At 73.0% G+C, this 26,520-nt stretch carries 24 protein-coding genes and 1 pseudogene; 20 read left to right on the forward strand and 5 right to left on the reverse strand.

What is annotated here, in order from left to right; all coding sequences use genetic code 11:
* Positions 1–93 precede the first annotated feature (93 nt).
* The gene (argH, locus tag ACWF9Z_RS23790) at positions 94–1,524 is read left to right on the forward strand and encodes an argininosuccinate lyase (protein ID WP_453604985.1); all 1,431 of its coding nucleotides are present in this window, start codon (positions 94–96) and stop codon (positions 1,522–1,524) included.
* Positions 1,525–1,612: 88 nt separating this feature from the next.
* On the opposite strand, the gene ACWF9Z_RS23795 is transcribed toward argH, so the two are convergent.
* Positions 1,613–2,143: an HAD domain-containing protein gene (locus tag ACWF9Z_RS23795; protein WP_453604987.1), complete on the reverse strand. Its 531-nt coding sequence runs from the start codon at positions 2,141–2,143 to the stop codon at positions 1,613–1,615.
* A gap of 85 nt (positions 2,144–2,228) precedes the next feature.
* On the opposite strand from ACWF9Z_RS23795, the gene ACWF9Z_RS23800 reads away from it, so the two are divergent.
* From ACWF9Z_RS23800 to ACWF9Z_RS23810, 3 genes are all read left to right on the forward strand, one after another.
* Positions 2,229–2,780 (forward strand): TetR/AcrR family transcriptional regulator, encoded by a 552-nt coding sequence (locus tag ACWF9Z_RS23800; protein WP_453604989.1) that lies wholly within the window; start codon positions 2,229–2,231, stop codon positions 2,778–2,780.
* Positions 2,777–4,330, forward strand: a complete 1,554-nt coding sequence (locus tag ACWF9Z_RS23805; RefSeq protein ID WP_453604991.1) for an MFS transporter — start codon at positions 2,777–2,779, stop codon at positions 4,328–4,330. The genes ACWF9Z_RS23800 and ACWF9Z_RS23805 overlap by 4 nt, the downstream gene beginning before the upstream one ends.
* Positions 4,331–4,460: 130 nt before the next feature.
* The gene (locus ACWF9Z_RS23810; RefSeq protein ID WP_453604992.1) at positions 4,461–5,936 is read left to right on the forward strand and encodes a membrane-associated oxidoreductase; all 1,476 of its coding nucleotides are present in this window, start codon (positions 4,461–4,463) and stop codon (positions 5,934–5,936) included.
* A 3-nt stretch (positions 5,937–5,939) separates the two neighbouring features.
* Here ACWF9Z_RS23810 and ACWF9Z_RS23815 read toward each other — a convergent pair whose 3' ends face one another.
* Positions 5,940–6,632: a lysophospholipid acyltransferase family protein gene (locus ACWF9Z_RS23815; protein WP_453604994.1), complete on the reverse strand. Its 693-nt coding sequence runs from the start codon at positions 6,630–6,632 to the stop codon at positions 5,940–5,942.
* A 247-nt stretch (positions 6,633–6,879) separates the two neighbouring features.
* On the opposite strand from ACWF9Z_RS23815, the gene ACWF9Z_RS23820 reads away from it, so the two are divergent.
* From ACWF9Z_RS23820 to ACWF9Z_RS23830, 3 genes are all read left to right on the forward strand, one after another.
* Positions 6,880–8,043 (forward strand): glycerophosphodiester phosphodiesterase, encoded by a 1,164-nt coding sequence (locus tag ACWF9Z_RS23820; protein ID WP_453604995.1) that lies wholly within the window; start codon positions 6,880–6,882, stop codon positions 8,041–8,043.
* 73 nt (positions 8,044–8,116) lie between these two features.
* Entirely contained in the window at positions 8,117–8,671 is a 555-nt protein-coding gene (locus tag ACWF9Z_RS23825) for a sigma-70 family RNA polymerase sigma factor (protein WP_453604997.1), read from the forward strand.
* A 37-nt stretch (positions 8,672–8,708) separates the two neighbouring features.
* Positions 8,709–9,215, forward strand: a complete 507-nt coding sequence (locus ACWF9Z_RS23830) for a GNAT family N-acetyltransferase (protein WP_453604999.1) — start codon at positions 8,709–8,711, stop codon at positions 9,213–9,215.
* Positions 9,216–9,300: 85 nt separating this feature from the next.
* On the opposite strand, the gene ACWF9Z_RS23835 is transcribed toward ACWF9Z_RS23830, so the two are convergent.
* Positions 9,301–9,729, reverse strand: a complete 429-nt coding sequence (locus ACWF9Z_RS23835; protein WP_453605001.1) for a hypothetical protein — start codon at positions 9,727–9,729, stop codon at positions 9,301–9,303.
* On the reverse strand, positions 9,722–10,090 hold the full coding sequence (locus ACWF9Z_RS23840) for a hypothetical protein (protein WP_453605002.1): 369 nt from the start codon (positions 10,088–10,090) through the stop codon (positions 9,722–9,724). The genes ACWF9Z_RS23835 and ACWF9Z_RS23840 overlap by 8 nt, the downstream gene beginning before the upstream one ends.
* Before the next feature lie 118 nt (positions 10,091–10,208).
* On the opposite strand from ACWF9Z_RS23840, the gene ACWF9Z_RS23845 reads away from it, so the two are divergent.
* The 9 genes from ACWF9Z_RS23845 to ACWF9Z_RS23885 all read left to right on the forward strand — a co-directional run bounded on the left by ACWF9Z_RS23845 (position 10,209) and on the right by ACWF9Z_RS23885 (position 21,700).
* Entirely contained in the window at positions 10,209–10,334 is a 126-nt protein-coding gene (locus ACWF9Z_RS23845) for a hypothetical protein (protein WP_453605004.1), read from the forward strand.
* Positions 10,335–10,716: 382 nt separating this feature from the next.
* Positions 10,717–11,787, forward strand: coding sequence for a methionine ABC transporter ATP-binding protein (locus ACWF9Z_RS23850; protein WP_453605006.1), 1,071 nt, complete (start codon positions 10,717–10,719; stop codon positions 11,785–11,787).
* Positions 11,784–12,452 carry a methionine ABC transporter permease gene (locus tag ACWF9Z_RS23855; protein WP_453605007.1) on the forward strand — a complete coding sequence of 223 codons (669 nt, stop codon included), beginning with the start codon at positions 11,784–11,786 and terminating at the stop codon, positions 12,450–12,452. The genes ACWF9Z_RS23850 and ACWF9Z_RS23855 overlap by 4 nt, the downstream gene beginning before the upstream one ends.
* A gap of 109 nt (positions 12,453–12,561) precedes the next feature.
* Positions 12,562–13,422 (forward strand): MetQ/NlpA family ABC transporter substrate-binding protein, encoded by an 861-nt coding sequence (locus ACWF9Z_RS23860; RefSeq protein WP_453605009.1) that lies wholly within the window; start codon positions 12,562–12,564, stop codon positions 13,420–13,422.
* Between the two features lie 273 nt (positions 13,423–13,695).
* A complete protein-coding gene (locus ACWF9Z_RS23865; protein WP_453605010.1) occupies positions 13,696–14,391 on the forward strand; it encodes a GNAT family N-acetyltransferase in 696 nt (231 codons plus the stop codon).
* 112 nt (positions 14,392–14,503) lie between these two features.
* A complete protein-coding gene (cbiE, locus tag ACWF9Z_RS23870; RefSeq protein WP_453605011.1) occupies positions 14,504–15,712 on the forward strand; it encodes a precorrin-6y C5,15-methyltransferase (decarboxylating) subunit CbiE in 1,209 nt (402 codons plus the stop codon).
* A 271-nt stretch (positions 15,713–15,983) separates the two neighbouring features.
* On the forward strand, positions 15,984–19,163 hold the full coding sequence (gene cobT / locus ACWF9Z_RS23875; protein ID WP_453605013.1) for a nicotinate-nucleotide--dimethylbenzimidazole phosphoribosyltransferase: 3,180 nt from the start codon (positions 15,984–15,986) through the stop codon (positions 19,161–19,163).
* A gap of 442 nt (positions 19,164–19,605) precedes the next feature.
* Positions 19,606–20,826 (forward strand): uroporphyrinogen-III C-methyltransferase, encoded by a 1,221-nt coding sequence (gene cobA, locus ACWF9Z_RS23880; protein ID WP_453605014.1) that lies wholly within the window; start codon positions 19,606–19,608, stop codon positions 20,824–20,826.
* Positions 20,827–20,887: 61 nt separating this feature from the next.
* Entirely contained in the window at positions 20,888–21,700 is an 813-nt protein-coding gene (locus ACWF9Z_RS23885) for a TrmH family RNA methyltransferase (RefSeq protein ID WP_356655353.1), read from the forward strand.
* A 33-nt stretch (positions 21,701–21,733) separates the two neighbouring features.
* On the opposite strand, the pseudogene ACWF9Z_RS23890 reads toward ACWF9Z_RS23885, so the two are convergent.
* Positions 21,734–23,094 (reverse strand): annotated as a pseudogene (locus ACWF9Z_RS23890) (serine/threonine-protein kinase).
* Positions 23,095–23,616: 522 nt separating this feature from the next.
* Between ACWF9Z_RS23890 and ACWF9Z_RS23895 the strand changes: the two are divergent.
* From ACWF9Z_RS23895 to ACWF9Z_RS23910, 4 genes are all read left to right on the forward strand, one after another.
* On the forward strand, positions 23,617–23,826 hold the full coding sequence (locus ACWF9Z_RS23895; protein ID WP_453605108.1) for a hypothetical protein: 210 nt from the start codon (positions 23,617–23,619) through the stop codon (positions 23,824–23,826).
* A gap of 284 nt (positions 23,827–24,110) precedes the next feature.
* On the forward strand, positions 24,111–24,440 hold the full coding sequence (locus ACWF9Z_RS23900; RefSeq protein ID WP_453605016.1) for a hypothetical protein: 330 nt from the start codon (positions 24,111–24,113) through the stop codon (positions 24,438–24,440).
* Complete coding sequence (locus ACWF9Z_RS23905) at positions 24,437–25,942, forward strand: hypothetical protein (RefSeq protein ID WP_453605018.1); 1,506 nt, start codon at positions 24,437–24,439, stop codon at positions 25,940–25,942. The genes ACWF9Z_RS23900 and ACWF9Z_RS23905 overlap by 4 nt, the downstream gene beginning before the upstream one ends.
* Before the next feature lie 65 nt (positions 25,943–26,007).
* The gene (locus ACWF9Z_RS23910; protein WP_356655347.1) at positions 26,008–26,322 is read left to right on the forward strand and encodes a TFIIB-type zinc ribbon-containing protein; all 315 of its coding nucleotides are present in this window, start codon (positions 26,008–26,010) and stop codon (positions 26,320–26,322) included.
* Positions 26,323–26,520: the final 198 nt, after the last annotated feature.

Raw genomic sequence — 26,520 nt, forward strand, 5'->3', positions numbered from 1 at the left:
ACGCGTTGTACAGACGGCCTCCCCGTTCCTCCGCGGCGGGGAGGCCGGCGCACACCCGAAAAGCCATGTCATGCATTGTGAGGAGCAGTAGCTGTGAGCAGCAACAACGGTGGGGACGTCCGGCTCTGGGGCGCCCGGTTCGCCGACGGTCCCGCCGAGGCCCTCGCGAAGCTGTCCGCGTCGGTCCACTTCGACTGGCGTCTCGCGCCGTACGACATCGCCGGCTCCCGCGCCCACGCCCGGGCGCTCGCCAAGGCGGGCCTGCTCACGGCCGACGAGCTCGGCCGCATGATCGCGGGCCTGGACCAGCTCGAGGCCGACGTACTGGACGGCTCCTTCGTCGGCACCCTCGCCGACGAGGACTGCCACACCGCCCTGGAGCGGGGCCTGCTGGAGCGCCTCGGCGCCGACCTCGGCGGCAAGCTGCGCGCCGGCCGGTCGCGCAACGACCAGATCGCCACCCTCTTCCGCATGTACCTGCGCGACCACGCCCGGATCGTCGGCGGCCTGATCGCCGATCTCCAGGACGCGCTGGTCGGCCTCGCCGAGCACCACGCGGACGTGGCCATGCCGGGCCGCACCCACCTGCAGCACGCGCAGCCGGTGCTCTTCGCCCACCACGTACTGGCCCACGTGCAGTCCCTGTCCCGGGACGCGGAGCGGCTGCGCCAGTGGGACACCCGGACCGCGGTCTCCCCGTACGGCTCGGGCGCCCTCGCGGGTTCCTCGCTGGGCCTGGACCCGGAGGCGGTCGCCGCCGACCTGGGCTTCGAGCGGGGCTCGGTCGGCAACTCGATCGACGGCACGGCCTCGCGCGACTTCGTCGCCGAGTTCGCCTTCATCACCGCGATGATCGGGATCAACCTGTCCCGGATCGCGGAGGAGATCATCATCTGGAACACGAAGGAGTTCTCCTTCGTGACCCTGCACGACGCCTTCTCCACCGGGTCGTCGATCATGCCGCAGAAGAAGAACCCGGACATCGCGGAGCTGGCGCGCGGCAAGTCGGGGCGCCTCATCGGCAACCTGACCGGTCTGCTCGCCACGCTGAAGGCCCTGCCCCTGGCCTACAACCGTGACCTCCAGGAGGACAAGGAGCCGGTCTTCGACTCCTGCGACACCCTGGAAGTCCTGCTGCCCGCCTTCACCGGGATGATGGCGACGCTCACGGTCCACCGGGAGCGGATGGAGGAGCTGGCTCCGGCGGGCTTCTCGCTCGCCACCGACATCGCCGAGTGGCTGGTCAAGCAGGGCGTGCCGTTCCGGGTGGCGCACGAGGTGGCCGGCGGGTGCGTGAAGGAGTGCGAGGGGCTCGGCATCGAGCTCGACGAGCTCACGGACGAGCAGTTCGCGAAGATCTCGGAGCACCTGACGCCCGAGGTCCGCACGGTCCTCAACGTCAAGGGCGCGCTGGCCTCCCGCAACGGCCGGGGCGGCACCGCCCCGTCGGCTGTCGCGCTCCAGCTCACCGAGCTGAAGGCCGACCTGGTCATCCAGCACGCCTGGGCGGCCCACAAGCACTGACGGGACCACGGTCCCCCGAAGGGGCGGTGACGGCCGGCAAGGCCGCCCCCGCCCCTTCGGCGCGTCCGGGGGCGGGCTCCGTCGCTCTTCAGGCCACCTGGGCCGCCCAGTGGGCGAGGGTGTCGAAGTCGGACCTGACCAGGCCGATCCGTTCGTCGATGCGGAGCAGCAGGGCGTGCGCGGGGTGGTACTGGTCCGTGTACGCGCGGTCCGCGTCCGTGATGTCGTCGTCGATCCAGGCGAAGGGCCGCTCTCCCGCGTAGTCCACGATGTACTGGGTCTTCCAGAAGGTCCCGCGCGGGGCCCGGCCGTGCATCCGGGGCCAGTCGATGTACGGGAGCCTCGGCAGGCCCAGGTGCGGGCCTATCCAGTCGTTCGCCTCGTCCTTCCAGGTGGTCGCCCACACCAGCTCGTACGCGTCCGCGAGCGCGAGCAGCTCCGCCCCGTGGTCCGGATTCAGCCAGACCCTCAGCGGCTTCGCGCTCTCCGCTCCGGTCCAGCCCGTCGGCCGCATGCGGTGGGTGGCGTATCCCTCGGGGCGGCGCTCACGCTGGGCCGCGTAGGGGTTCAGCGGGCCGTCCACGTCGATCAGGAGCAGCGGCTTCGTGGTCCTCGTCATGCGGGAAGGATTCCTTTCGCGCCCCGGAGGGGCAGCTCATTTAATTTATGAGACATCCGCGTCTCATTCGGGTTATGCTTGTCTCATGGCCATGGATCGTGATCAGGTGCTCCGCGCCGCCGCCGCCCTGCTCTCCCGCAAATCGACCGCCACGATGGACGAGGTCGCGAAGGCGGCGGGCATCGGCCGCGCGACCCTCCACCGGCACTTCGCCGGGCGCGACGCCCTCGTACGGGCGCTCGAAGAGCTCGGCATCCGGGAGTTCGAAGTGGCGTTCGACCACGCCCGGCTCGAGGAGGGCACGGCGATCGACGCGCTCAAACGCCTCGTCGCCGAGGCGGAGCCCAATGCCGAACTGCTGGCCTTCCTGGTGACCGAGAACCAGCTCTTCGAGGGCGATCAGGTCAACGAGGGCTGGGCCCGGCTCGACGCCCGCGTGAGCGCGCTCTTCAAGCGCGGCCAGCAGCAGGGCGACATCCGGATCGACCTGAGCCCCGCCTGGCTCACCGAGGCCCTCTACGGCCTCATCGGCACCTGCGCCTGGGCCGTCATGGACGGCCGGGTCGCGGCCAAGGACTTTCAGTACATGATCATCGAGCTGCTGCTCGGTGGCGCCCGACGGAGTGTGGAGCAATGAGCCGTACCGAACAGCTGACCAAGGCGAAGGGGACGGAGGGGACGGAGGCCAGGAACCCGGGGCGCTGGATCGCCCTTTCCGTGCTCGTCCTGGCCGTCCTGCTGGTCGCCGTCGACGCCACCGTACTCGGTCTCGCCACCCCCTCCCTCAGCGAGGACCTCAAGCCGTCCGGCACCCAGCTGCTGTGGATCGGCGACATCTACTCCTTCGTCATCGCCGGCCTGCTCGTCTCCATGGGCTCCCTCGGCGACCGCATCGGCCGCAAGAAGCTCCTCCTCGTCGGCGCGGCCGCCTTCGGCGCCGTCTCGGTCCTCAACGCCTACGCGACCAGCCCCGAGATGATGATCCTCGCCCGGGCCCTGCTCGGCGTGGCCGGCGCGACCCTGATGCCGTCCACCCTCGCGCTGATCCGCAACATCTTCCACGACCCCAAGGAGCGCAGCCTCGCCATCGGCATCTGGGGCGCCACCGCCTCCGCGGGCGCGGCCGTCGGCCCGGTCGTCGGCGGAGCCCTGCTCCAGCACTTCTGGTGGGGTTCGGTCTTCCTCATCAACCTCCCCGTGATGATCGTCCTGGTCCTCGTCGGCATCAAGCTGCTGCCCGAGTCCAAGAACCCGGTCGCCGGCCCCTGGGACCTGTTCAGCGTCGGCCTCTCCCTCGTCGGCATCATCGGCGTCGTCTACGCCGTCAAGCAGGTCGCCACCCACGGCATGGGCTGGGAGGTGTGGGCCGCCGCCGTCATCGGAGCGGGCGCGCTCTTCACCTTCGTGCGCCGCCAGTTCACCCTGGCCGCGCCCCTCCTCGACATGCGGCTCTTCAAGCACCGCGGCTTCTCCGGCGCGGTCCTCGCCGACCTGCTCACCGTCTTCGGCCTGTCCGGACTGGTCTTCTTCCTCTCCCAGTTCCTCCAGCTCGTCCAGGGCCGCGAGCCGCTGGAAGCGGGCCTGGCCGAACTGCCCGCCGCCATCGGCGCGGTCGTCACCGGCCTGGTCGCGGGCTCGTACGCCCGCAAGTACGGGGTGCGGGTCGTCGTCAGCGGAGGCCTCGCCGCCATCGGCGTCGCCCTGGCCGCGCTCACCGTGATCCACAAGGAGACCGGCTACCCGCTGCTCGGCGCCGCCCTGCTGGTCGTCGGCCTCGGTGCGGGCTTCTCCTTCACCGTCACCGCCGACGTGATCCTCTCCAGCGTGCCCAAGGAGCAGGCCGGTTCGGCCTCGGCCGTCTCCGAGACCGCGTACGAACTGGGCGCCGCCCTCGGCATCGCCCTGCTCGGCTCGGTCGTCACCGGCGTCTACCAGAGCTTCACCGCACCGGCCTCCGTCGCGGGCCCCGACGCCGACGCCGCGCACGCGTCCCTCGGCGGCGCCGTCGAGGCGGCCAGGGCCTTGGATCCGGGGACCGCCGAGCAGATGGTGGGCGCCGCCCAGGAGGCCTTCGTGGACGGGCTGCGGCTGGCCTCGGGCGTCGGCGCCGCCGTCCTGCTGGCCACCGCCGTGGCCGCCTGGTTCCTGCTCAGGGGCCAGGAGCTCCAGGACGGCATCGAGCACTGACCGGCCCCGGACCTCCGGATGGCATCGCGTGACATCACGTGATGTCCCCGGACGTCCGTGCCGTCCGGCCAACGGGTCGTGGCCCGCGAGAAGTTGACAGCCGCTCCGTGCGCGGGTCACCATCCCGGCGATGGAGATCAACACCTTGACCCCGGCGGAGCGCCGCGTATGGGACGCCTTCCCCCTCGGGGAGGGCGTCGACTTCCGCGCGGCCCCCGACGAGGAGGCCACCGAAGGCGCCGCGTGGGGACCCGACCGGACCGTCCGCGCCGAGGTGCTGGCCTTCCTGCTGCTGCGCGACCTCCCGGCCGCCGGACTGGTACCCGGACTGAACGTCAGGGGCGCCCGGATCACCGGCAAGCTCAACCTCAAGTACGCCGACATCCAGCACGCCATCCGGCTGCGGGCCTGCTGGTTCGAACGGAAACCGGTCCTGTACGGGGCCCGGCTGCGCGCCGTGTCACTGAGCGACTCGGCGCTGCCCGGCCTGACGGCCTCCACCGTCACGGTCGACACCGCGCTCAGGCTGTCCTGCTGCCACATCAGCGGGCCCGTACGTCTCGCCGGCGCCCGGATAGCCGGCGGACTCTTCCTCCAGAAGGCGGTCATCGGCACGCCCGGCCCGGCCGAGGAGGGACAGGAGGCGGCGCTCCAGTTCAACCACGCCGACATCGGGACCGACGTCATCGCCATGGACCTCACGGTCCACGGCCAGACGCGCGTCAACGGTGCCACCGTCGGCGGCCAGATCAACCTGAACAACGCCCGGCTCCTCGCCCCCGGGGGCACGGCCCTGCACGCCGAGACCCTCACGGTCGGCACCGACCTGCGGGCCAGGGGGCTGGAGGCGCGGGGCATGTTCAACCTCACCGGCTCCCGGATCCCCGGCCAGCTCCATCTCGGCGACGCGCGGACGGTCAATCCGGACGGCGTCGCCCTGCGCGCCTCCAGCTGCGCGATCGGCGAGGTGTGGCTCAGCGGCGGCGAGTGCGTCCAGGGCATGATCAACCTACGGCGCTCGCAGTTCGACCTGCTGCACATGCCGCCCGAGACCTGGCCGCAGCGGATCCGCATCGAGGGGCTCACCTACCGCACCCTCAGCCCGCACGTCCCCGCCGAGGAGCGGCTGCCCGTTCTGGAGCGCGATGAGGCGGGCTACCTCCCCTACGCCTACGAGCAGCTCGCCGCGGCCTACCGCACGGCCGGGGACGAGGCGGGCGCCCGGACCGTCCTGCTCGCGAAGCTGCGCCGGCACCGCCGTACGCTGCCCCGGGCGGCCCGGGTCTGGGGCCAGCTGCAGGACGTCACCGTCGGCTACGGCTTCCGGCCGATGCGCGCGGCGGCCTGGCTGGTGGCGCTGCTGCTGACCGGCACCATCGCCTTCTGGCTGGACCACCCGCACGCGCTCAAGGCGGGGGAGGCCCCCGAATTCAACCCGCTGTTCTACACGATCGACCTGATGCTGCCGATCATCGACTTCGGCCAGGAATCGGCCTTCGCGCCGCGCGGCTGGCACCAGTGGCTGTCGTACCTGCTGATCGTGACCGGCTGGATCCTCGCCACGACGACCGCGGCGGGTGTCAGCCGCTCGCTGCGGCGGCAGTGAGCGCTACGCGGCTTCCTTGGCCTTCGTCGCGTACATGTCCACGTACTCCTGGCCCGAGAGCCGCATGACCTCGGCCATCACCGAGTCGGTGACGGCGCGCAGCACGTAGCGGTCGCGGTCCATGCCCTCGTAGCGGGAGAACTCCATCGGCTCGCCGAACCGGACGGTGACCCGGCCGGGGCGCGGCATGCCGGCGCCGCCGGGCTGGAGCTTGTCGGTGCCGATCACCGCGAAGGGGACGACGGGCGCGCCGGTCATCAGGGTCAGGCGGGCGATGCCGGTGCGGCCGCGGTAGAGGCGGCCGTCGGGGGAGCGGGTGCCCTCGGGGTAGATGCCGAAGATCTTGCCCTCGTCGAGGATCCGGCGGCCGGTCATCAGGGCGGCGACGCCGCCGTTCGCCCCGTCGCGGTCGACGGGGATCATGCCGGAGCCGGTGAAGAACCAGGCCATGGCCCGGCCCTTGACGCCCTTGCCCGTCACGTACTCGTCCTTGCCGATGAAGTGGACCGTGCGGTCGCACACCAGGGGCAGGATCATCGAGTCGATGAAGGTGAGGTGGTTGCCCGCCAGGATCACCGGTCCGGTGCCCGGGATGTTCTCGATGCCCTCCACGCGGGTGCGGAACATCAGGCGCATGACGGGTCCGACGGTGGCTTTGATGAGCGCTGTACGGAACAACGTGGTGCCCTCCGGCATCGAAAAGCGAATTCGTGCACCCACCACGTGGCGGTGGTGCAGGGTGAGGACGATACTCGCGGGTCAGCTCTGATCGCACATCGGGTTCACGAGGTGGATACGCAGTGTTGACGCACGTTTCCGCCATGTTCCGTCCGCGCACCCCCTCCGGACATTAACCCCTGCCTACCATCGGCACGCGGATTTCGGGCCGTAGGAGCCGGAGATTCCGGTGCCCCTGGCCCGTCTGGGATGGGGAGAGGCACTCATGACGCAGGGTGGGACGGCGCGACGCACGGTACTGGGGGCGGCCGCCTTGGCGGCGGGCGGCGCGGCGGTGGGACTGACGGCGGGGGCCGGATCCGCGGCGGCGGCCGAGAGCGGGCGCGCGGGCGGGTGCCGGGACCTGCCCGTGCCGACGGTCATCGGACACCGGGGAGCCAGCGGCTACCGGCCCGAGCACACGCTCGGCTCCTACCAGCTCGCGCTCGACCTCGGCGCCGACGTGATCGAACAGGACCTCGTCCCCACCAAGGACGGCCACCTGGTGTGCCGTCACGAGAACGAGATCGGCGGGACGACCGACGTCGCCGACCACGCCGAGTTCGCCGCGCGCAAGACCACCAAGACGGTCGACGGGGTCGCCGTCACCGGCTGGTTCACCGAGGACTTCACCCTCGCCGAGCTGAAGACCCTGCGCGCGAAGGAACGCATCCCCGCCGTCCGCCAGCGCAACACGCTCTACGACGGCCGCTGGGACGTCCCCACCTTCGAGGAGGTGCTGCGGTGGGCGGACCACGAGGGCCGGCGGCGCGGCAAGCGCGTCTGGCTCCACGTCGAGACCAAGCACCCCAGCTACTTCCGGTCCCTCGGACTGGGCCTGGAGGAGCCCCTGGCCAAGCTGCTGCGCCGCTACGGGCGCGCCGAACGCGGCGCCCCGCTGTTCCTGCAGTCCTTCGAGCCCTCCAGCATCCAGCGGCTCTCCCGGCTGGTCTCCGCCCCGCGCGTGGTCCTCCTCTCCGCGGCGAACACCCGCCCCTGGGACTTCGAGCTGGCCAAGGACCCCCGTACGGTCGCCGATCTGGTCAAGCCCGAGGGGCTGAAGTGGATCGCCGGCTTCGCCCAGGGCATCGGGCCGACCATGGACCTGATCCTGCCGCGCGACGCCGCGGGCAAGCTCGGCGCCCCGACCACGCTGGTCGGGGACGCCCACGCGAAGGGGCTGATCCTGCACCCCTACACCGCGCGCAACGAGAACAGCTTCCTGCCGGCCGAATACCGCAGGGGCACCGACCCGGCGGCGTACGGCGATGCCTTCGGCGCCTTCAGGACGTACTTCGAACAGGGCATCGACGGCATCTTCACGGACCAGGCCGACACCGGACTCCTCGCGGCGGAGGCCTTCCGGCCCGGCCGGGGCGTCAACCCGTAGCCGGGGCTCCTCGTACGAGTGGGCCGCGCCCGGCGGGGAAACCGTCCGGCGCGGCCTTCGCGTCCCGCCCGGCATGGACCTGCTGAAGGCTGACCTCTTTGAGAAGCTCCGCCCGCTGCTCTCCGCCGAGGCGTCGGCGGAGGCCGCGGGCACCGGGGTGGACGCCGCCGACCTCGAACAAGCCGTCTGGGTCAGGCTGCTGGAAGACCACCGCACCCCCGCGGACCCCGCCGGATGGCTGCGCCGGGCGGTGCGCTCGGAGGCCCGCCGCGCGCGCCGCAGGGCCCGGCGCGAGGTGCCGTACGACGGCCCCGCGGCCGGATCCGGGTCCGGGGCCCCGGCCGGAACCGGGGGCGGTAGCAGGACGGGCGCGGAACCGGAAGACGCCCTCCTGCACCGCGAGGAGAACCGGGTCCTGCGATCGGCGGTCGCCCGGTTGCCAGGAAGGTGTCCGGAGCTCATGAAGGCACTTCTCTCGCCCAGGGACCTCACCTACCGTGAAATCGCAGGAGAGTTGGGTATCTCACAAGGAAGTTTGGGGCCCGTCCGTTCCCGATGCCTGGGATGTCTGCGCAGAATGCTGGCCGTAGAGGTTGCGGCTCCCGCCCTGCGGGGAATGGAGCGGTAGACCACAGGGCCACCAGGTGAGCGGGAGGCATGCGCACATGGGCATGAGCGTGACCATTTCGGCGGCAGCTGCCGAGGATGCCGAGCAGATCATCAAACTGCAGTATCTGGCGTTCCAGAGCGAGGCCGAGCTGTACGGCAACTACCGCATCCAGCCGCTCACCCAGTCCCTGGACTCCCTCAAGGCGGAGCTCGCGGCGGACACCGTCCTGGTGGCCCGGCTCGGCGACGAGATCGTCGGGGCCGTCCGCGGCAACGTCGACGACGAGGGCACCGGCAAGATCGCCAAGCTCTGCGTCCACCCGAGGCTCCAGGGCCACGGGCTCGGCGCCCGGCTGCTGCGCGCGGTCGAGGAAGCCCTCGCGGGCCACGACGGGACCGCCCGCTTCCGGCTGCACACCGGCCACAAGAGCGAGTCGAACCTGCGGCTCTACCGCAAGGCCGGCTACACCCAGGTCGGCGGGCGCACCGCGTCCGACGGCGTCCGTCTGGTGATCCTGGAGAAGGAGGCCAAGGAGGCCACCGACTTCGTGGTCAGCGCTTAGACGGCTGACGGCCGACGGCTGGAGGCCGGGCCGCCCGGCCGGTCAGCGCGCGGGCGGTGCCGGCGCCCGGCGCGCACCGCTCAGCTCAGCGCTTGGCGCGCAGCCAGAGCATCCCGGTGATCGGCAGGATCACCGGGATGAACAGGTAGCCCATCCCGAAGTCCGACCACACGGTCGCGTCGGGGAATGCCTCGGGCCGCACCAGGGTCCAGGTGCCCACGATCAGTACGCCGGTCAGCTCGGCGGCGCAGCAGATCCGCGCCGCCTTGCGGGCCGTCTCCCCGCCGCGCACCAGCGAGTACGTGATGAACACGTAGACCGCGGCGGCCACGGCGGACAGCGCGTAGGGGAGCGGCGCCCGGTCGAACTCGGTGGAGATCTGGTAGACCGAGCGCGAGACCGCGCCGACGGTGATCACGCCGTAGAGCCAGACGAGCAGCACCCCCGGCCCGGTGACCAGGCGCTTGCGCTCGGCGGGCGTCGTGGCGCCCGTGTCCGTGTCCGTGTCAGGCACCGCTGTTTCCCCAGATGTCGTAGAGCCGTACCTCGAGGACGGCCAGGACGACCGCGCCCGCGGCCACCGTCACGGAGCCCCACTTCGTCCGCTCGCTCAGGGAGAGCATCGCCGCGGCCGGGATCGTGGCGAAGGCGCCCAGCAGGTAGGAGACGAAGAGCACCGTGCCCTGCTCCGGCTTCTCGCCGCGGGCGAGCTGGACCAGGCCGACCACCAGCTGCGCGAGGACCAGTACGGTCACCACCGCCATGCCGATGAAGTGCCAGTCCTTGGTGGGCTGGTCCCGCCAGGCGGCGAAACCGCACCAGGCGGCGAGGGCGAGTGCGGCCACGCCGATGGCGACCGTCAGGGCGTCGAGCATGCAGCGAGGGTATTACGGGCCGAAAGACCCGGTGCGCGCGCCCCCGCACCGGGCTTTCCTGGACGGCGTGACGGCGTGACGGCGTGAAGCCCCGGGCCGCGGCGCCCGGATGGCCACCGTGGCCTTGGCCACACCGCACCCGCCCGCCGGGCTCGACGCGGACGCGGCCGTGAAGGCCCGGCTGGCCGTGTCCGTGCTGGTCGGACCCGAGGGGCCGGCCCTCGAGACGGGTGATCGGACCTGATGGATCTCGTCCGTTATATGGTCGAAATCCGTCCGCTATTCGGACGACTTTGATCGGTGGCCGGGATCGTCTGGTTTACTGAGGTCCATGACCACGACGAGCAGCCGCACCCTTGCGACCGAGGCGACGATGACGCCCGGTGCTCGTTGTATGTGTCGAATGTGCGCCTTCTGAGGGCCCCCTTCCCCGCAGTCTCGCGCCCCGAAGCGAGACCGGCCGAGCTTCCTCCGCCTGCCACACCTCGTGTGAACCCGGATCGCTCCTGCCCCGCGCATGCGCCGAAACCGCCGTTTTCCGACGGTTCGCGCCGTATCGCGTCCCCAGATGTTTGCCCCGTGCCCGGCACCCGCTGCGCCGCGCACTCGACAGCGACGGAAATCCTGTGATCACCACATCGGGCCTCACGAAGGTCTATCAGTCCCGTGGCCGAGAGGTCACCGCCCTGGACGGCGTCGACCTGCACGTCCGCGAGGGCGAGGTCTACGGAGTCATCGGCCAGAGCGGCGCCGGCAAGTCCTCCCTGATCCGCTGCGTGAACCTGCTGGAGCGCCCCACCACCGGCAGCGTGAGCGTCGACGGAGTCGACCTCACCGCACTCGCCGGCAGCGGCCGCCGCGCCGGCAAGGAGCTCCGCGAGGCCCGCAGCCGCATCGGCATGGTCTTCCAGCACTTCAACCTGCTGTCCTCGCGCACCGTTCAGGGCAACATCGAGCTGCCCCTCGAGATCCTCGGCATCTCCGGCCGCGAGCGCTCCCGCAAGGCGGCCGAACTCCTCGACCTCGTCGGCCTCGCCGACAAGGCCAAGTCCTACCCCGGCCAGCTCTCCGGCGGTCAGAAGCAGCGCGTCGGCATCGCCCGCGCCCTGGCCGGCGATCCCAAGGTGCTGCTCTCCGACGAGGCCACCAGCGCCCTGGACCCCGAGACCACCCGGCAGATCCTGCGGCTGCTGCGCGACCTCAATCGCCAGCTCGGCCTGACCGTCCTGCTCATCACGCACGAGATGGACGTGGTCAAGTCCGTCTGCGACTCGGCCGCCCTGATGAAGCGGGGCCGGATCGTCGAGTCCGGCACCGTGAGCGAACTGCTGGCCACCCCCGGCTCCGAGCTCGCCCACGAACTGTTCCCCCTGACCGGGTCCGCGACCACCGAGGAGCACACGGTCATAGACGTCACCTTCCACGGGGAGACCGCGACCCAGCCGGTCATCTCCCAGCTGGCCCGCACCTACAACATCGACATCTCGATCCTCGGCGCCGCGATGGACACCGTCGCGGGGCGGCAGGTCGGCCGCATGCGCATCGAACTGCCCGGCCGTTACGAGGACAACGTCGTGCCCGTCGGATTCCTGCGCGAGCAGGGCCTGCAGGTGGACGTCGTGGAAGCAGCCGATGCCGACGGCGGCGCGGACGTCGACGGCGAGCTCGCCGCGCTGCTCGAGGACGGTGCGAAGTGACCTGGTCCGAAATGCAGCCGCTGCTCACGCAGGGCACGTTCGACACCCTCTACATGGTGCTGTGGTCCACCCTGGTCACCGTGCTGGGCGGGCTGCCCATCGGCATCCTGCTGGTCCTCACCGACAAGGGCGGCCTGCTCCAGAACCGCCCGGTCAACAAGGTCCTCGGCGTGATCGTGAACGTCGGCCGCTCGCTGCCGTTCATCATCCTGCTGATCTTCCTGATCCCGGTCACCACGGCGATCGTCGGCACCTTCATCGGCCCCACCGCCATGATCGTCCCGCTCGCCATCGGGGCCATCCCCTTCTTCGCCCGCCTCGTGGAGACCGCCGTCCGCGAGGTGGACCACGGGCTCGTCGAAGCCGTCGAGTCCATGGGCGGCGGCATCCCGACCCTGGTCGGCAAGGTGCTCCTCCCGCAGTCCCTGCCCTCCCTGATCGCGGCCGTCACCACCACCGTGATCACCCTGATCGGCTACTCCGCCATGGCCGGCGCGGTCGGCGGCGAGGGCCTCGGCTCCAAGGCCATCACCTACGGCTTCCAGCGCTTCGAGACCGGCTTCATGGTCGCGACCGTCGTCGTCCTCATCGTGCTCGTCACGGTGATCCAGCTCCTCGGCGACGGCGTGGTACGCCTCCTCGCGCGCCGGGGCCGGACAGCCTGATCCGGGCCCGCTCCGGACGATCCGAACTTTTTCCGAGAAAGCCCGCACTTGTCGTGCTTGGGCCACCACCCCGCAAGAGCAAGAAGCAAAAGCAAGAAAGGCACTCTTCGTGCGTAAGAACATCAAGCTCACCGCCCTCGCCGCCACCGCCGCCGTGCTCACCCTCTCCGTGAGCGCCTGCGGCAGCTCCTCGGACCCGTCGTCCAAGGCCGACGGAGGCAAGACCGACGCGAGCAAGCCGCTCGTCATCGCGGCCTCCCCGACCCCGCACGCCGACATCCTGAAGTTCGTGAAGGACAACCTGGCGGCGAAGGAGGGCCTCAAGCTGGAGGTGAAGGAGTTCACGGACTACGTCCTGCCGAACACCGCCACCCAGCAGGGCCAGGTCGACGCCAACTACTTCCAGCACGTGCCGTACCTCGACGACTTCAACAAGAAGAACGGCACCGACATCGTGCCCGTCGTGAACGTGCACCTGGAGCCGCTCGGCCTCTACTCCAAGAAGGTCAAGGCCGTCACGGACATCAAGGCCGGCCAGACCATCGCCGTCCCCAACGACCCCACCAACGAGGGCCGCGCGCTCCAGCTGCTCGCCGCGAACCAGCTCATCACCCTCAAGGAAGGTGTCGGAACCGGCGCCAAGCTGTCCGACATCACCGACAAGAAGGGCCTGGAGTTCAAGGAGCTGGAGGCCGCCACGGTCCCGCGCGCCCTGAACGACGTGGACGCCGCCGTCATCAACGGCAACTACGCCATCGAGGCCAAGCTCGTCCCGGCCAAGGACGCGCTCGTGCTGGAGAAGGCCGAGGGCAACCCCTACGCCAACATCCTCGCGGTCAAGAAGGGCCACCAGGACGACCCGCGGATCCAGAAGCTCGCGAAGCTCCTGAACTCCGACGAGGTCAAGAAGTTCATCGAGGACAAGTACCAGGGCTCGGTCACCCCGGCCTTCGGCAAGCCCGCCTCCTGACCGACCGGCCGCCCCGCCCGTCCCACCCGGCCGCCCCACCCGGCTGCCACCCGGCCCGACCGGCCGATCCGGCCGGGCCGACCGGCCCCGTACACCCCACCGGTGTACGGGGCCCCGCCGTGCCCGCTTCCGGGCAGCCCGGCCCTGCACATCCCCCGGCCGATGCTGCATGCTGTGGCCTACGACCCGCACGAACGGTCCCGCATCAACGGTCCGGCACCCCGGTCGCAACGCATCACGGTCGCACCACGGTCCTCAGGCATGGAGCTGCGCATGACTACCACCTTCCCGGACGTCACCATCAGCACGGACCGGCTGGTGCTGCGCCCCTTCGAGGAAGAGGACGTCACCGCGCTCACCGAGATGATGAACGACGAGCACGTCACCGCCTGGACCTCGGTCCCGCACCCCTACACCCGCGCGGACGCCGTCACCTGGGCCGTCCGGACCGCCCACGCCGAGCGCACCGAGGGCCGCGGCATCGTCTTCGCCGTCACCGAGTTCCTCACCCAGCGCCTCGTCGGCATCGTCCACCTGCAGGGCACCAACTGGCGCACCCGCGCCGCCGAAGTCGGCTACGTCACCGCCCCCTGGGCCCGCGGCGAGGGCTATGCCAGCGAGTCCGTCGGAGCCGTGGCCCGCTGGCTCTTCCGCGAGCAGCGCTTCGAACGCCTCGAACTGCGCACCGCGGCCGACAACACCGCTTCCCAGCAAGTGGCCCAGAAGATCGGCTGCATCAGCGAAGGCGTGCTGCGCAGCGCCTGCATAGTGCGCACCCAGAGCGCCGACGGCTCCTGGACCGACAGCCGCAGCGACCTCATCGTCTGGGGCCTGGTCCCCGAGGACCTCGACGACGAGTCCGACGGCTACTCCGACGGGTTCTCCGACGGCTACGCGAGCGGGTACGACGGCTACGAGATCAGCCCGTCCGACGCGAGCGGCTACGCGGTCTCGTCCGACTGGAACTGACCCGATGACCAGGTAGTCTCACCGTGCCCGCCACCCCCTCCCCCCTGACGAAGCCCCGCCCTTCCCGCGCCGCCGCCGGGAGGCACCCCTCCACACCAGGAGACTGACGACGATGGCCGACCGGGTCACGGTGATCGGCTGGGACGGCTCCCCCCTGACCTCGGCCGCCCGGTCCGCGCTCTCCGCCGCCACCCTCGTGGCGGGCGCCGCCCACCACCTCGCACTCCCCGAAGTGCCCCCCGCCGCCGAACGGATCCGCCTCGGCAGCCTCGCCCTCGCGGCCGGCCGGATCGCCGGCCACCGCGGCACGGCCGTCGTCCTCGCCGACGGCGACCCCGGCTTCTTCGGCGTCGTACGCGCCCTGCGCGCCCCGGAACACGGCCTGGAAGTCGAAGTCGTACCGGCCGTGTCCGCCGTCGCCGCGGCCTTCGCCCGCGCCGGGATGCCCTGGGACGACGCCCAGGTCGTCGTCGCCCACAGCCGCACCCTGCGCCGCGCCGTCAACGTCTGCCGGGCCCACCCCAAGGTCGCCGTCATCACCTCGCCCGGCGCCGGCCCCGCCGAACTCGCCCTGCTCCTCGAAGGCGTCCACCGCACCTTCGTCATCTGCGAGGAACTGGGCACCGACAGGGAACAGGTCACCGTCCTCACCTCCGACAAGGCGGCCGACCACAGCTGGCGCGACCCCAACGTCGTCATCGTCATCGGCGGCCAGGCCGCCGCCTCCGACCCCGCCTGGCTCCTCGGCCAGAGCGCGGCCCAGACCACCGGCCGCGGCTGGGCCCGCCCGCAGACCGACGTGGGAGAAGGGGAGTCGGCGCAGCTGCGCGCCGCCCAGCTGGCCCGCCTCGGGCCGCGCACCGGAGACCTCGTCTGGGACATCGGCTCCGGCTCCGGAGCACTCGCGGTCGACGCCGCGGCCCTCGGAGCCGCCGTCATCGCCGTCGACGCCGACCGGCACGCCTGCGAACGCGCCGTCACCGCCGCCCGCGCGCGGGGCGTACAGCTCCAAGTCGTCACCGGCCGGGCCCCGCACGTCCTGGAGACCCTGCCCGAGCCCGACGTGGTCCGCGTCGGAGGCGGGGGACCCGAGGTCGTCGCCGCCGTGGCCGACCGCCGCCCCGAACGGATCGTCAGCCACGCCTCCACGCGCGACGAGGCGGAGGCCATCGGCCGCGTCCTCGCCGAAGGCGGGTACGCCGTCGAGTGCGCGCTCCTCCAGTCCGTCGGCCTGGACACCCGGACCTGGACCGAACAGCAGCGTTCCGTGGTGTTCCTGCTGTCCGCCGAACGCCCCGTCAACCGCCCGGACAGGACCTGATCCCGGCCCCGGGGTAGGCTGGCCGATCGTCGCACCGCCCCGGCGAACCGGGCGTGCGGCACCTGCAGGACACGGGACGTGGCGTAGTCCACAGAGGACCGTGGCGGTTATGGCCGCCGCGGTCGCGAACGGGCACGACAATACTTACTGGTTGTCGTGCGGGCGCGGTGAGGCGAAGAGGCCTGACGGCGATCCGGCACGGCAACGTCGCTCGGCGGCCTCGTATGGGCCGGGCGATCGAAGAGGCGACACCGATGGGCGAGGGGTAAGCATGACTGACACCGGCCAGGTTCCGGGCGAGGGTCTCCCGGACAGCACGGGCATGGTGGATCAGCAGGGCATCCCCGCCCCGGTTCCCCTGCCGTCCCCCGCCACCGGGGGCTACGCCTTCCAGGACCTCGTGGACGACTCCGCCGAGCTGGAGGACGAGGAGCTGCTGCTGATGCCGAGCAGCCAGGGCGCGTGGAGCGACCCGCAGGTCGTCCCGCCGGTGCCCGCCTTCCCCGAGCCCGCCGCGTACGGGGACGGTTCGTACGCCGAGTACCAGCCGGCGGCCACCGGGTACCAGACGCCGGCCGCCGAATACTCCCAGCCGGCCACCGGGGCCCCGCTCGGCTTCGAGCCCGCGGGCTACCCGCAGCCCGCCTTCGCGGAGCCCTCCTTCACCGAGCCGTCCTTCCCCGACCCCGCCTCCTACGGCGCGGGCGCGCACGAGGCGGGCGGCCGGGACTCCGGCGCGCTGGACCTCGGCGGCCTGGTGGCCCCGCAGGCCCCGGCCCCGGTCCCCGCCCAGACCCCGGTGCGCCGGCCGCTGCACATGGGCCCGCCCGTACCCGAGGCCAACGGGGGAGTCGTACGGTCCCTCGCGGACCGGGGTCCGGCCGCGGCGCCGTCCCCCGCGCAGGCTCCGGCCGTGTCCGTGCTGAGCACCCCCGCGCAGCCGGTCCCCGTGCGCCAGCCCGGCCCGCCGACCACCGGACCCGAGTACCTGGACATCCCGCACGCCGAGGCCGCCCCGGCCGCGCCGCAGTCCGTCGAGATCCCGGTGCAGGCCGGGACCCCGTGGGCGGTGGAGCCCGCCGCGGAATCGGCGCCGGAGCCGGTGGCCGCGGCCCCCGTGGCGGCCGAGCCGGCCGCCGCGGCCGAGCCCGCCGCTGAGCCCGCGGTCGAGGCGGCCGTGGCCCCCGAGCCGCAGCCCGGGCCCGTGGTGCAGCCCGAGCCCCAGCCCGAGCCCGTGCAGGCCGAGGCGGCGCCCGAGCCGCTCACGGCCGAGCCGCTCGCCCCGGTGCCCGTGGCGCTCGAGCCGGTCGCCGTCGCGCCGGAGCCCGTTGTGGTGGAGCCGGTCGTCGTGGAGCCGGTCCTCGCCGCGCCCGCGCCCGATCCGGCCCCGGCCGAGGCCGTGGTGGCCCCGGTGGCCGAGCCGGAATCCCTCGAACCCGAGATCGTGCCCGGGCCGCAGCCCGCAGAAACGGTGATGCAGGCCGCCGCGCCGCAGCCCGCGTCCGAGCCCGAGCCGGAGCCCGTGGCGGCCCCCGAGCCCGCGCCGGTCGCCGCCGCGCCGCACGAGGTACCGGCGGAGCCCGAGGCGCAGCCCGAGACCGCGCCCGAAGCCGCATCCGAAGCCGCGCCCGCGGCCCTGGCGGCCCCCGGGGCCGAGCCGGAGACCGCGGCCACCGAGCCGCCGGCCCCCGGGGCCGAGCCGGAGACCGCGGCCACCGAGCCGCCGGCCCCCGCGTACGCCGACGCCGAGCGCGAGGCCGTCCTGCGCGTCATGCGCGAGCGCCGCGACATCCGCAAGGGCTTCCGCACCGACCCGATCCCGCACGAGGTGCTGCTCCGCGTCCTGGAGGCGGCCCACACCGCGCCCAGCGTCGGCCACTCGCAGCCGTGGGACTTCGTCGTCATCAAGTCCGCCGAGACCCGCCGGACGATGCACGAGCTCGCCGAGCACCAGCGCGAGGCCTACGCGAAGTCGCTGCCCAAGGGCCGGGCCAAGCAGTTCAAGGAACTCAAGATCGAGGCCATCCTCGACACCCCGGTGAACATCGTGGTCACCGCCGACCCCACCCGGGGCGGCCGCCACACCCTGGGCCGGCACACCCAGCCGCAGATGGCCCCGTACTCCTCGGCCCTCGCCGTCGAGAACCTCTGGCTCGCCGCGCGCGCCGAGGGCCTCGGCGTCGGCTGGGTCAGCTTCTTCGACGAGCGCGAGATGGTCCGCGCGCTCGGCCTGCCGGAGCACCTGGAGGTCGTCGCGTACCTGTGCGTCGGGTACGTGGACGAGTTCCCCGAGGAGCCCGAGCTCGCCCAGGCCGGCTGGTCCCAGCGCCGCCCCCTCTCCTGGGTCGTGCACGAGGAGACGTACGGGCGCCGCGCGCTGCCCGGCGAGGAGCCGCACGACCTGCTCTCGGAGACGGTCGCCAGCATCCGCCCGCTCGACGCGAAGGCGCTCGGCGAGGCCTGGGAGCGGCAGAAGCGCATGACCAAGCCCGCCGGGGCCCTGGGCATGCTCGAGATCATCTCCGCCCAGCTGTCCGGCCTCTCGCGGGTCTGCCCGCCGCCGATCCCGGAGCCGGCCGCCGTCGCGATCTTCGCGGGCGACCACGGCGTGCACGCCCAGGGCGTCACCCCGTGGCCCCAGGAGGTCACCACGCAGATGGTGGCCAACTTCCTGGGCGGCGGTGCGGTCTGCAACGCGTTCGCCAACCAGGTGGGGGCCGAGGTCTGCGTCATCGACGTCGGCGTCGCCGGGGACCTCCCGGCCACGCCGGGCCTCCTGCCCCGCAAGGTCCGGCCCGGCACGGCCGACCTCTCCGTCGGCCCCGCGATGACCCGCGAAGAGGCCGTCGCCGCCATCGAGGTGGGCATCGAGACCGCCCGCGACCTCGTCGCGGCCGGCAACAAGGCGCTGCTGACCGGCGAGATGGGCATCGCGAACACCACCGTGTCCGCGGCCCTGATCTCGGTCTTCACCGGCGTCGACCCGTCCGAGGTGACCGGCCGCGGCACGGGCATCAACGACGAGACCCACACCCGCAAGGTCGAGGTCGTCCGCCGCGCCCTGGACCTCCACCAGCCCGACCCGGCGGACCCGATCGGTGTCCTGGCGGCCGTCGGCGGTCTGGAGCACGCGGCGCTCGTGGGCCTCCTGCTCGGCGGAGCCTCCCTGCGCACGCCCGTCATCCTGGACGGCGTGAGCGCGGGCGCGGCCGCCCTGGTGGCCCGTGCCATCGCTCCCGAGTCGCTCTCGGCCTGCATCGCCGGTCACCGCAGCGCGGAGCCGGGCCACGTCGCGGCCCTGAACAAGCTGGGCCTGCGCCCGCTGGTCGACCTGGACCTCCGTCTGGGCGAGGGCACGGGGGCCCTGCTGGCCCTGCCCCTGGTCCAGAGCGCGGCCCGCGCGATGCACGAGGTCGCCACCTTCGACTCGGCCGGAGTCACGGAGAAGTAGCCCGGGTGGGCCGCTCCGCGGGCCTCCGCCCCGGAGGGTCCGCCCCCGGGGCGGGCCGGGCCGGCAGGGCGCCGCGCGCCGTCCCGGCCGCGCCCGGCCGCAGGCACCGGCAACGTCCGGACCCGCCCGCCTCCTGGGCGCGGGCCGGGGCGGAGCCCGCGGCGCGGCCGCAGCATCGGCACCACGGGCGGGGGCCAGGCGGGCCGGGTGGGGCGGATGGGGCGGATGGGGCGGATGGGGAAATCCGCTCGCAGGGCCCGGCCCGTGACCCCGTCCGGGGCGGGACGTATCGTGGACCCGCACGAGAAACCGCACGTCAGCACCGCACGTCAGCACCGCAAGGCCGCACGGCGCACCGCACCGCCGCTCGGCACACCCCCGCCGCTCCAACGCCGCAGCGGCAAGACAGCACGACGACCGCCGCATCAGGAGCCGCACCGCCATGGCTGAACACCCCGCGTACCCCGTCGGCCTGAGACTCGCGGGCCGCCGCGTCATCGTCGTCGGCGGCGGCCAGGTCGCCCAGCGCCGCCTCCCCGCCCTCATCGCGGCCGGCGCCGACATCGTCCTGATCTCGCCCTCGGCCACCCCCTCCGTGGACGCCATGGCCGAGGCCGGGGAGATCCGCTGGGAGCGCCGCCGCTACCAGGACGGCGACCTCACCGACGCCTGGTACGCGCTCATCGCCACCCGCGACGAGGCTGCCAACGACGCCGCCTCCGCCGAGGCGGAGCGCGGCCGCGTCTGGTGCGTCCGCGCCGACGACGCCGAGGCGGCCACCGCCTGGACCCCGGCCACCGGCCGCGTGGACGGAGTCACCGTCGCCGTCCTGACCGGCAACGACCCGCGCCGCTCCGCCGCCGTCCGCGACGCCGTGGTCGACGGCCTGCGCGACGGGTCGCTCGTCGCCTCCCGCCACCGCCACCACACGCCCGGCGTCTCCCTCGTCGGCGGCGGTCCCGGCGACCCCGACCTGATCACGGTCCGCGGCCGCCGGCTCCTCGCCGAGGCCGACGTGGTCATCGCCGACCGGCTCGGCCCCCGTGACCTCCTCGACGAACTCGCGCCGCACGTCGAGGTCATCGACGCCGCGAAGATCCCGTACGGCCGTTTCATGGCCCAGGAGGCCATCAACAACGCCCTCATCGAGCACGCCAAGGCGGGCAAGGCCGTGGTCCGGCTCAAGGGCGGCGACCCGTACGTCTTCGGGCGCGGCATGGAGGAGCTCCAGGCCCTCGCCGAGGCGGGCATCCCCTGCACCGTGGTCCCCGGCATCTCCAGCTCGATCTCCGTGCCCGGAGCGGCCGGCATCCCGGTCACCCACCGGGGCGTGGCCCACGAGTTCACGGTGGTCAGCGGCCACGTCGGCCCCGACGACCCGCGCTCGCTCGTGGACTGGGCCTCCCTCGCCAAGCTCACCGGCACCCTGGTCATCCTCATGGGCGTGGACAAGATCGGTCTGATCGCCGAGGCGCTGGTCCGCCACGGCCGCTCCGCCGACACCGCGGTCGCGGTCATCCAGGAGGGCACCACCACCTCCCAGCGCCGCGTGGACGCCACCCTGGCCACCGTCGGCGAGACCGTCCGGGCCCAGGACGTGCGGCCTCCCGCCGTCATCGTCATCGGCGACGTGGTGAAGGTGCACCGGCCCGCGGCCGAGTAGGACGACCCCACAACCGAGCGGAGCCGTTGGCACCGCACCCAGGACAAGGCAGTATCACCCTGTGGCTGATCTCATCACCGTCGAGGACCCCGACGACCCGCGCCTGCGCGATTACACGGGCCTGACCGACGTCGAACTGCGGCGCAGGCGCGAGCCCGCGGAAGGTCTTTTCATCGCCGAGGGCGAGAAGGTGATCAGACGCGCCAAGGACGCCGGTTACGAGATGCGGTCGATGCTGCTCTCCGCCAAGTGGGTCGACGTCATGCGTGACGTCATCGACGAACTCCCGGCCCCGGTCTACGCCGTCAGCCCCGAGCTCGCCGAGCGCGTCACCGGCTACCACGTGCACCGCGGCGCCCTCGCCTCGATGCAGCGCAAGCCGCTGCCGACGGCCGAGGATCTCCTCGCCACCACCCGGCGCGTGGTCGTCATGGAAGCGGTGAACGACCACACCAACATCGGTGCCATCTTCCGCAGCGCCGCCGCCCTCGGCATGGACGCGGTGCTGCTCTCGCCCGACTGCGCGGACCCGCTGTACCGGCGCTCCGTGAAGGTCTCCATGGGCGCGGTGTTCTCCGTCCCCTACGCCCGGCTGGAAGCCTGGCCCAAGAGCCTGGACTCGGTCCGCGAGGCCGGCTTCAAGCTCCTCGCCCTGACCCCGCACCAGAAGGCCTCGCCGATCGACGAGGCCGCCCCGCAGGACCTGGAGCGGGTCGCGCTGATGCTCGGCGCGGAGGGGGACGGGCTCTCCACGCAGGCGCTGGTCGCCGCCGACGAGTGGGTGCGGATCCCGATGGCGCACGGAGTGGACTCGCTGAACGTGGGCGCGGCCGCGGCCGTCGCCTTCTACGCGGTGGCCAGCGGCCGTCCGTAGGCGGCCGGCGCTGTGACCGGCCCACCTTTCCGGTCACGGCGCCGGGCGCCCGGTCGCCCCTCGGCCCACGAGGCCCCCGAGGCCCCCTGGGCGGTCCGGGGTTCGACCGCGGGACGGGCCCCGGACGGGGTCACGCGCCCGCGCGGGTCCCCCTAGAGCTTCTGTGCGAGCGCGATGCCCAGCGCGACGATCAGCGTCACCACGACGAAGACGATCAGGCGTTGGCGCATCAGCTTCGGGTCCGGCCGCGACGGCCGCCGGCCCGTGCCCGTCGTACGGGGCGCGGGGCGGCCGCCCGTACGCCCGGCGGTGGAGCCGGGTCCGCGCGAACCGGTGTTGCGGGGGGAAGAGGGCCGCGCGTGCGGTCCGCTGTTCTGGCCCTGTGCTCCCGGTCCGCCCTGACCGCCGTGGGGCTGGCCCTGGGCGGGCCCCGGTCCCTGGGGCTGGGGCGTGGGCAGGCCGCCGGTACGCCGCTCCGCGCGCTCGTCCGCGTACCCCTCGGTGAGCCGGCCCGTGGGCCGTTCGGTCCGGGCCCGCTGCGCCGGCGGGCGCATCTCGCCCACCCCGTGCGCCTCGCGGGAGGCGATTTCCTTGAGGCGCATCGACAGCTGGAGCGTGGTCGGCCGGTCCTCGGGGTCCTTGGCCAGGCAGGCCTGTACGAGGGGCGCGAGCGCGTCCGGGACGCCCTGCAGGTGCGGCTCCTCGTGCACCACGCGGTAGAGCATGACCTCGGAACTCCCGTGCCCGAAGGGGGAGTCGGCGGTCGCCGCGTAGGCCAGGGTGGCGCCGAGCGAGAACACGTCCGTGGCGGGGGTGACGGCGGCGCCGCGCACCTGCTCGGGCGCGAGGAACCCGGGGGAGCCGACGGCGGTCCCCACGTGGGTGAGGGTGCTCGCACCGGTGGCCCAGGCGATCCCGAAGTCGATGATGCGCGGGCCCTTGGGCGACAGGAGGATGTTCGAGGGCTTGAGGTCGCGGTGGACGACCCCGGCCTCGTGCACGGCGACCAGGCCTTCGGAGAGCGCGGCGCCGATGGCGGCGATCTGCGCGGCCGTCAGCGCGCCCTCCTCGGCGACCTTGTCGTGCAGGGAGGGGCCGGGCACGTACTGCGTGGCGAACCAGGGGCGCTCGGCCTCCAGGTCCGCGGCGACCAGACGCGCGGTGCATCCGCCGCGGATCCGCCGGGCGGCGGACACCTCGCGGGCGAAGCGGGAACGGAACTCCTGGTCCTCGGCCAGGTCCGGCCGGATCACCTTGAGCGCGACGCGCTGGCCGCGCCGGTCGGATCCCAGGTAGACGACGCCCATGCCGCCGGCGCCGAGGCGTCGGTGCAGCCTGAACGAGCCGACGACACGCGGGTCCTCGCGCCGGAGCCGCATCATCGCCATGTCCACCCCGCTGACCGGTCGTCCTGTTGACGTGGCACAGCTTACGGACGATCCGGCATGCGCGCTCAGAGGCCGCGCCCTCGCCGGGAGATTCGATCGTCAGTACGGGGCAGTCCACTTGAGGGACCCTCAGGCCACCGGTCGGACGCATGTGCGGAAGAGGGTGCCGCGATCAAACGTCCTTCTCCTCAAGGGAATTGGGTCTGCGGGGGAGGTGATCGCGGGTGGCTGCCGGGGGAGGGGGCCGGGCCCGAGCGGTTGATCTTGGGACTTCCAGGTCGGAGGCGGAGCGTGTGCGGGGAGTGACGGAAGTGAGAGAAGTCACCACGCTCCGGTGATCCCCTCCGGGAAGACCCTCAGAACGAGGGGGGCGTCTCCACCCAGGGGAGTACACGCCGGGCGGCCTCCTCATCCTCCCGGAGGCCCGGCAAAGGGTACGAGGGCATGAGGCCAGAAGCCTTTGCCGCGCCTAGTGTTGAAGACAAGCGGCGGGTGGAGCACTCGTCCCCCGAGGTCACAAGCCCGCCGCTGCCAGACGACAGGGAGAGGACCATGGCGGACATCGCACGGCAGGGACGCAAGGCATTCGCGTTCAACAGCCATGAGTCCGGGCGTCGCCACCCGCTGGTGGCGGCGGCGATGGTGCTCCCCCTGGCCGCCCTCCTGCTCTTCCTCTTCGGAGGTTTCGACCAGGTGGTGGCACAGGCGTCGTCCGTAAGCGTGATGCTGGGGCGCTGAGCGGCGCCCCGGGCCCAGGAGAGCGGCCTGGGCCGTGACTGTCACCGGCCGAACCCCGTGGGGACGGGGGCTCGGCCGACGGACGGCAGGTGAAGGGTGCTGCGCGTACGGCTGGGGAGCCGGACGCGCAGCACCCTTTCTCATGCCCGCGCTCCTTCCCGCCTCCGCCGCCGTATGTTCCCGGTGTTCCGTACCCTCGTGACGAGGCGCACCCGCCAGGGGTGCGCGGACGCGGGGGAGTGGTCGTGGAGCGGTCGGGTCCGGAAGACGGCGTCCGCGGACGCGTGAGGGAGGGCCGCCCGCCGGGCGCGGTCACCGCCGAGCCGGCCGCCTTCCCCCGTGCGCACCAGCGCTTCGCCCCGGATCCGGCCTTCCCTCGGGCGCACCGGCGCTTCGCCCCGGACCCGGCCTTCCAGCAGGTCCGCCCCGGCTCCTCGGCCGTCCGGGCGACGGCGGCCGAGAAGATCGACGACGGACCCTTCGGTGAGCGCTTCGCCGTCGTGTGCGCCCAGATCGCCGAGCAGCTGACTCCCGTCACCCCCGAGGGCCTGCCGGCGTCCGGCTTCCTGTTCCCCGTCGACGGCGCCGGGACGTGGTTCCGCTGGAGCGGGTGAGCGCGGCCGCGCTCGCCGCGTACGCGGGCTCGGCGCAGTACGTCCTCCTCGCGGAGCGCGACGACGGCACCGTCGTCCGCTGCGGGGACACGGTGGCCAAGGCGCACGCGGGGGACAGCGACCCCGACGCGCTGGCGGTACGGATCCGGATCGCCGGGGACGCGGCGCTGGCCGGGATCCTGCTGCCGCCGCTGCGCACCGGGCTCGGCCGGGTCGCCGACCGGGCCGTCTCCCTGTGGCCCTACGGCACTCCGGTCGCCCCGGACCGCCCCGAGGACGCGCCCTGGGAGGCGACCGCCGAGCTCCTGGCCAACCTCCACCGGACCCCGCTCCACCACCTCCCGGCCCCGGTCCCCCCGATGCGCGGACCGGCCAAACTCGCCCGCGCCCTCCGCCGCCTCGCCGCCGCGCACCCGCCCGCGGCCGACGGCTGGTCCGGGGCGGAGGCCGGATCGCTCCGGCGGCCGCCCGGGGGCAATGCTTACGGGGGCCGCGAGGGCCGCGAGGCTTACGACGCGCGCGAGGCCCGTGACACCTACGAGGAGCGTGAGGCCCACGAGGCACGTGAGGCCCGCCACGCCCGTGAGGCCTACGACACCCGCCGCGGCCGCGAGGCGCCCGACGTCCGCGAGGTCCACGACGCACGTGAGGCCCGCGAGGCCCGCGACGCCTACGAGGCCTACGAGGCACGTGAGGCCCGCCATGCCCGTGAGGCTTACGACGCACGTGAAGCCCGTGAGGCCTGCGACGCCAGGGAGGCCCGCGACGCACGTGAGGCGCGTGAGGCGCGGGAGGCCTACGACGCCAGGGAGGCCCGAGTGGCCCGAGAGGCCCGCGACGCACGGGACGCCTACGACGCCCGGGACGCCTACGACGCCCGGGAGGCCCGGGAGGCCCGTCACGCCCCCGACGCCCACGGCGCCGCCCGTCATGCCCGCGACGCCCGCGGGGTCCACGGCGTTCCTCGTGCCTACGACACCCGCGACACCCGCGACGCCCATGACGCCGACGACGCCTCGCGGACGGCGCGGCTCGTGCGGGCCGCCGCCGCGACGCTCCCCGCGTGGGCCCGGGGGGAAGCGGCGCAGCCGGCGGGCGGGGTGCTGTGTCACGGGGACCTGCACCTCGGTCAGCTGGTCCGGGGTCCGGCGGGCGGGTGGCGGCTCATCGACGTCGACGACCTCGGCCTCGGCGCACCCGCCTGGGACCTCGCCCGGCCCGCGGCCTGGTACGCCGCCGGGGTGCTGGACGCGGAGACCTGGCGGCGCTTCCTCGACGCCTACCGCGCCGCCGGCGGCCCCGCGGCCGGTCCGCCCGGCAGCGACCCCTGGCCGGAACTCGACGTCGCCGCCCGCGCGCTCACGGTGCAGACGGCGGCGCTGGCCTTGGTCAAGGCGGCCCGGGAACACCGCCGACTCGACCACGTGGAGCGGCTGATGGTGGACTGCTGTGCCCGAATTGCCTCCCTCCCGCCCGACTTGGAGCGGGGGGCTCCGTCGTAGGGTGAGCCTCACGCCACCGGGTACGCATCCGGTGTCGACCCAGACGGCGAGGAGTTGATCCGGTCATGCAGTGTCCGAAGTGTCACGCGATGATGCACACGTACAACCGCAACGGTGTCCAGATAGAGCAGTGCAGCGGTTGCCGCGGCATCTTCCTCGACTACGGCGAGCTCGAGGCGCTGACCCGCCTGGAGTCCCAGTACACCGCCCAGTACGGCCAGGTTCCGCCGCCCGCCGCGCCGCCGGCCCCGGCTCCCTACCCGGCCCAGCACGCGGCCCCCGCACCCGCCTGGGGTGCCCCGCAGCACGGCGGCTACGGCCACGGGCACGGGCGCGGCCACCACAAGGGCGGCTTCGGCCGGATGCTCTTCTCGTCCTGACGGCACCGGGGCCCCGCGACCGACCGGCCGGGGCCCCACCCCACCCCACGGCACGCGTACGTGGACGTGGACGCACACGACGGAAGCCCCGGCCGGGGGGACGGCCGGGGGGTGCGGTTGGGGGGGCGCGTTAGTGGGTTTGTACCAGAGACCACTTGCGTGTCAGGGTCACCCTCTCCCCCGGAGCGAAAACAGCCG

Source organism: Streptomyces sp. NPDC054961, assembly GCF_053609145.1.

Bases quoted from the DNA above. Each gene is read 5' to 3' on its own strand.
- ACWF9Z_RS23795 (WP_453604987.1), bottom strand. From the start codon at position 2,143: ATGACGAGGACCACGAAGCCGCTGCTCCTGATCGACGTGGACGGCCCG.
- ACWF9Z_RS23800 (WP_453604989.1), top strand. From the start codon at position 2,229: ATGGCCATGGATCGTGATCAGGTGCTCCGCGCCGCCGCCGCCCTGCTC.
- ACWF9Z_RS23805 (WP_453604991.1), top strand. From the start codon at position 2,777: ATGAGCCGTACCGAACAGCTGACCAAGGCGAAGGGGACGGAGGGGACG.
- ACWF9Z_RS23810 (WP_453604992.1), top strand. From the start codon at position 4,461: ATGGAGATCAACACCTTGACCCCGGCGGAGCGCCGCGTATGGGACGCC.
- ACWF9Z_RS23815 (WP_453604994.1), bottom strand. From the start codon at position 6,632: ATGCCGGAGGGCACCACGTTGTTCCGTACAGCGCTCATCAAAGCCACC.
- ACWF9Z_RS23820 (WP_453604995.1), top strand. From the start codon at position 6,880: ATGACGCAGGGTGGGACGGCGCGACGCACGGTACTGGGGGCGGCCGCC.
- ACWF9Z_RS23825 (WP_453604997.1), top strand. From the start codon at position 8,117: ATGGACCTGCTGAAGGCTGACCTCTTTGAGAAGCTCCGCCCGCTGCTC.
- ACWF9Z_RS23830 (WP_453604999.1), top strand. From the start codon at position 8,709: ATGGGCATGAGCGTGACCATTTCGGCGGCAGCTGCCGAGGATGCCGAG.
- ACWF9Z_RS23840 (WP_453605002.1), bottom strand. From the start codon at position 10,090: ATGCTCGACGCCCTGACGGTCGCCATCGGCGTGGCCGCACTCGCCCTC.
- ACWF9Z_RS23865 (WP_453605010.1), top strand. From the start codon at position 13,696: ATGACTACCACCTTCCCGGACGTCACCATCAGCACGGACCGGCTGGTG.
- cbiE (WP_453605011.1), top strand. From the start codon at position 14,504: ATGGCCGACCGGGTCACGGTGATCGGCTGGGACGGCTCCCCCCTGACC.
- cobT (WP_453605013.1), top strand. From the start codon at position 15,984: ATGACTGACACCGGCCAGGTTCCGGGCGAGGGTCTCCCGGACAGCACG.
- cobA (WP_453605014.1), top strand. From the start codon at position 19,606: ATGGCTGAACACCCCGCGTACCCCGTCGGCCTGAGACTCGCGGGCCGC.
- ACWF9Z_RS23910 (WP_356655347.1), top strand. From the start codon at position 26,008: ATGCAGTGTCCGAAGTGTCACGCGATGATGCACACGTACAACCGCAAC.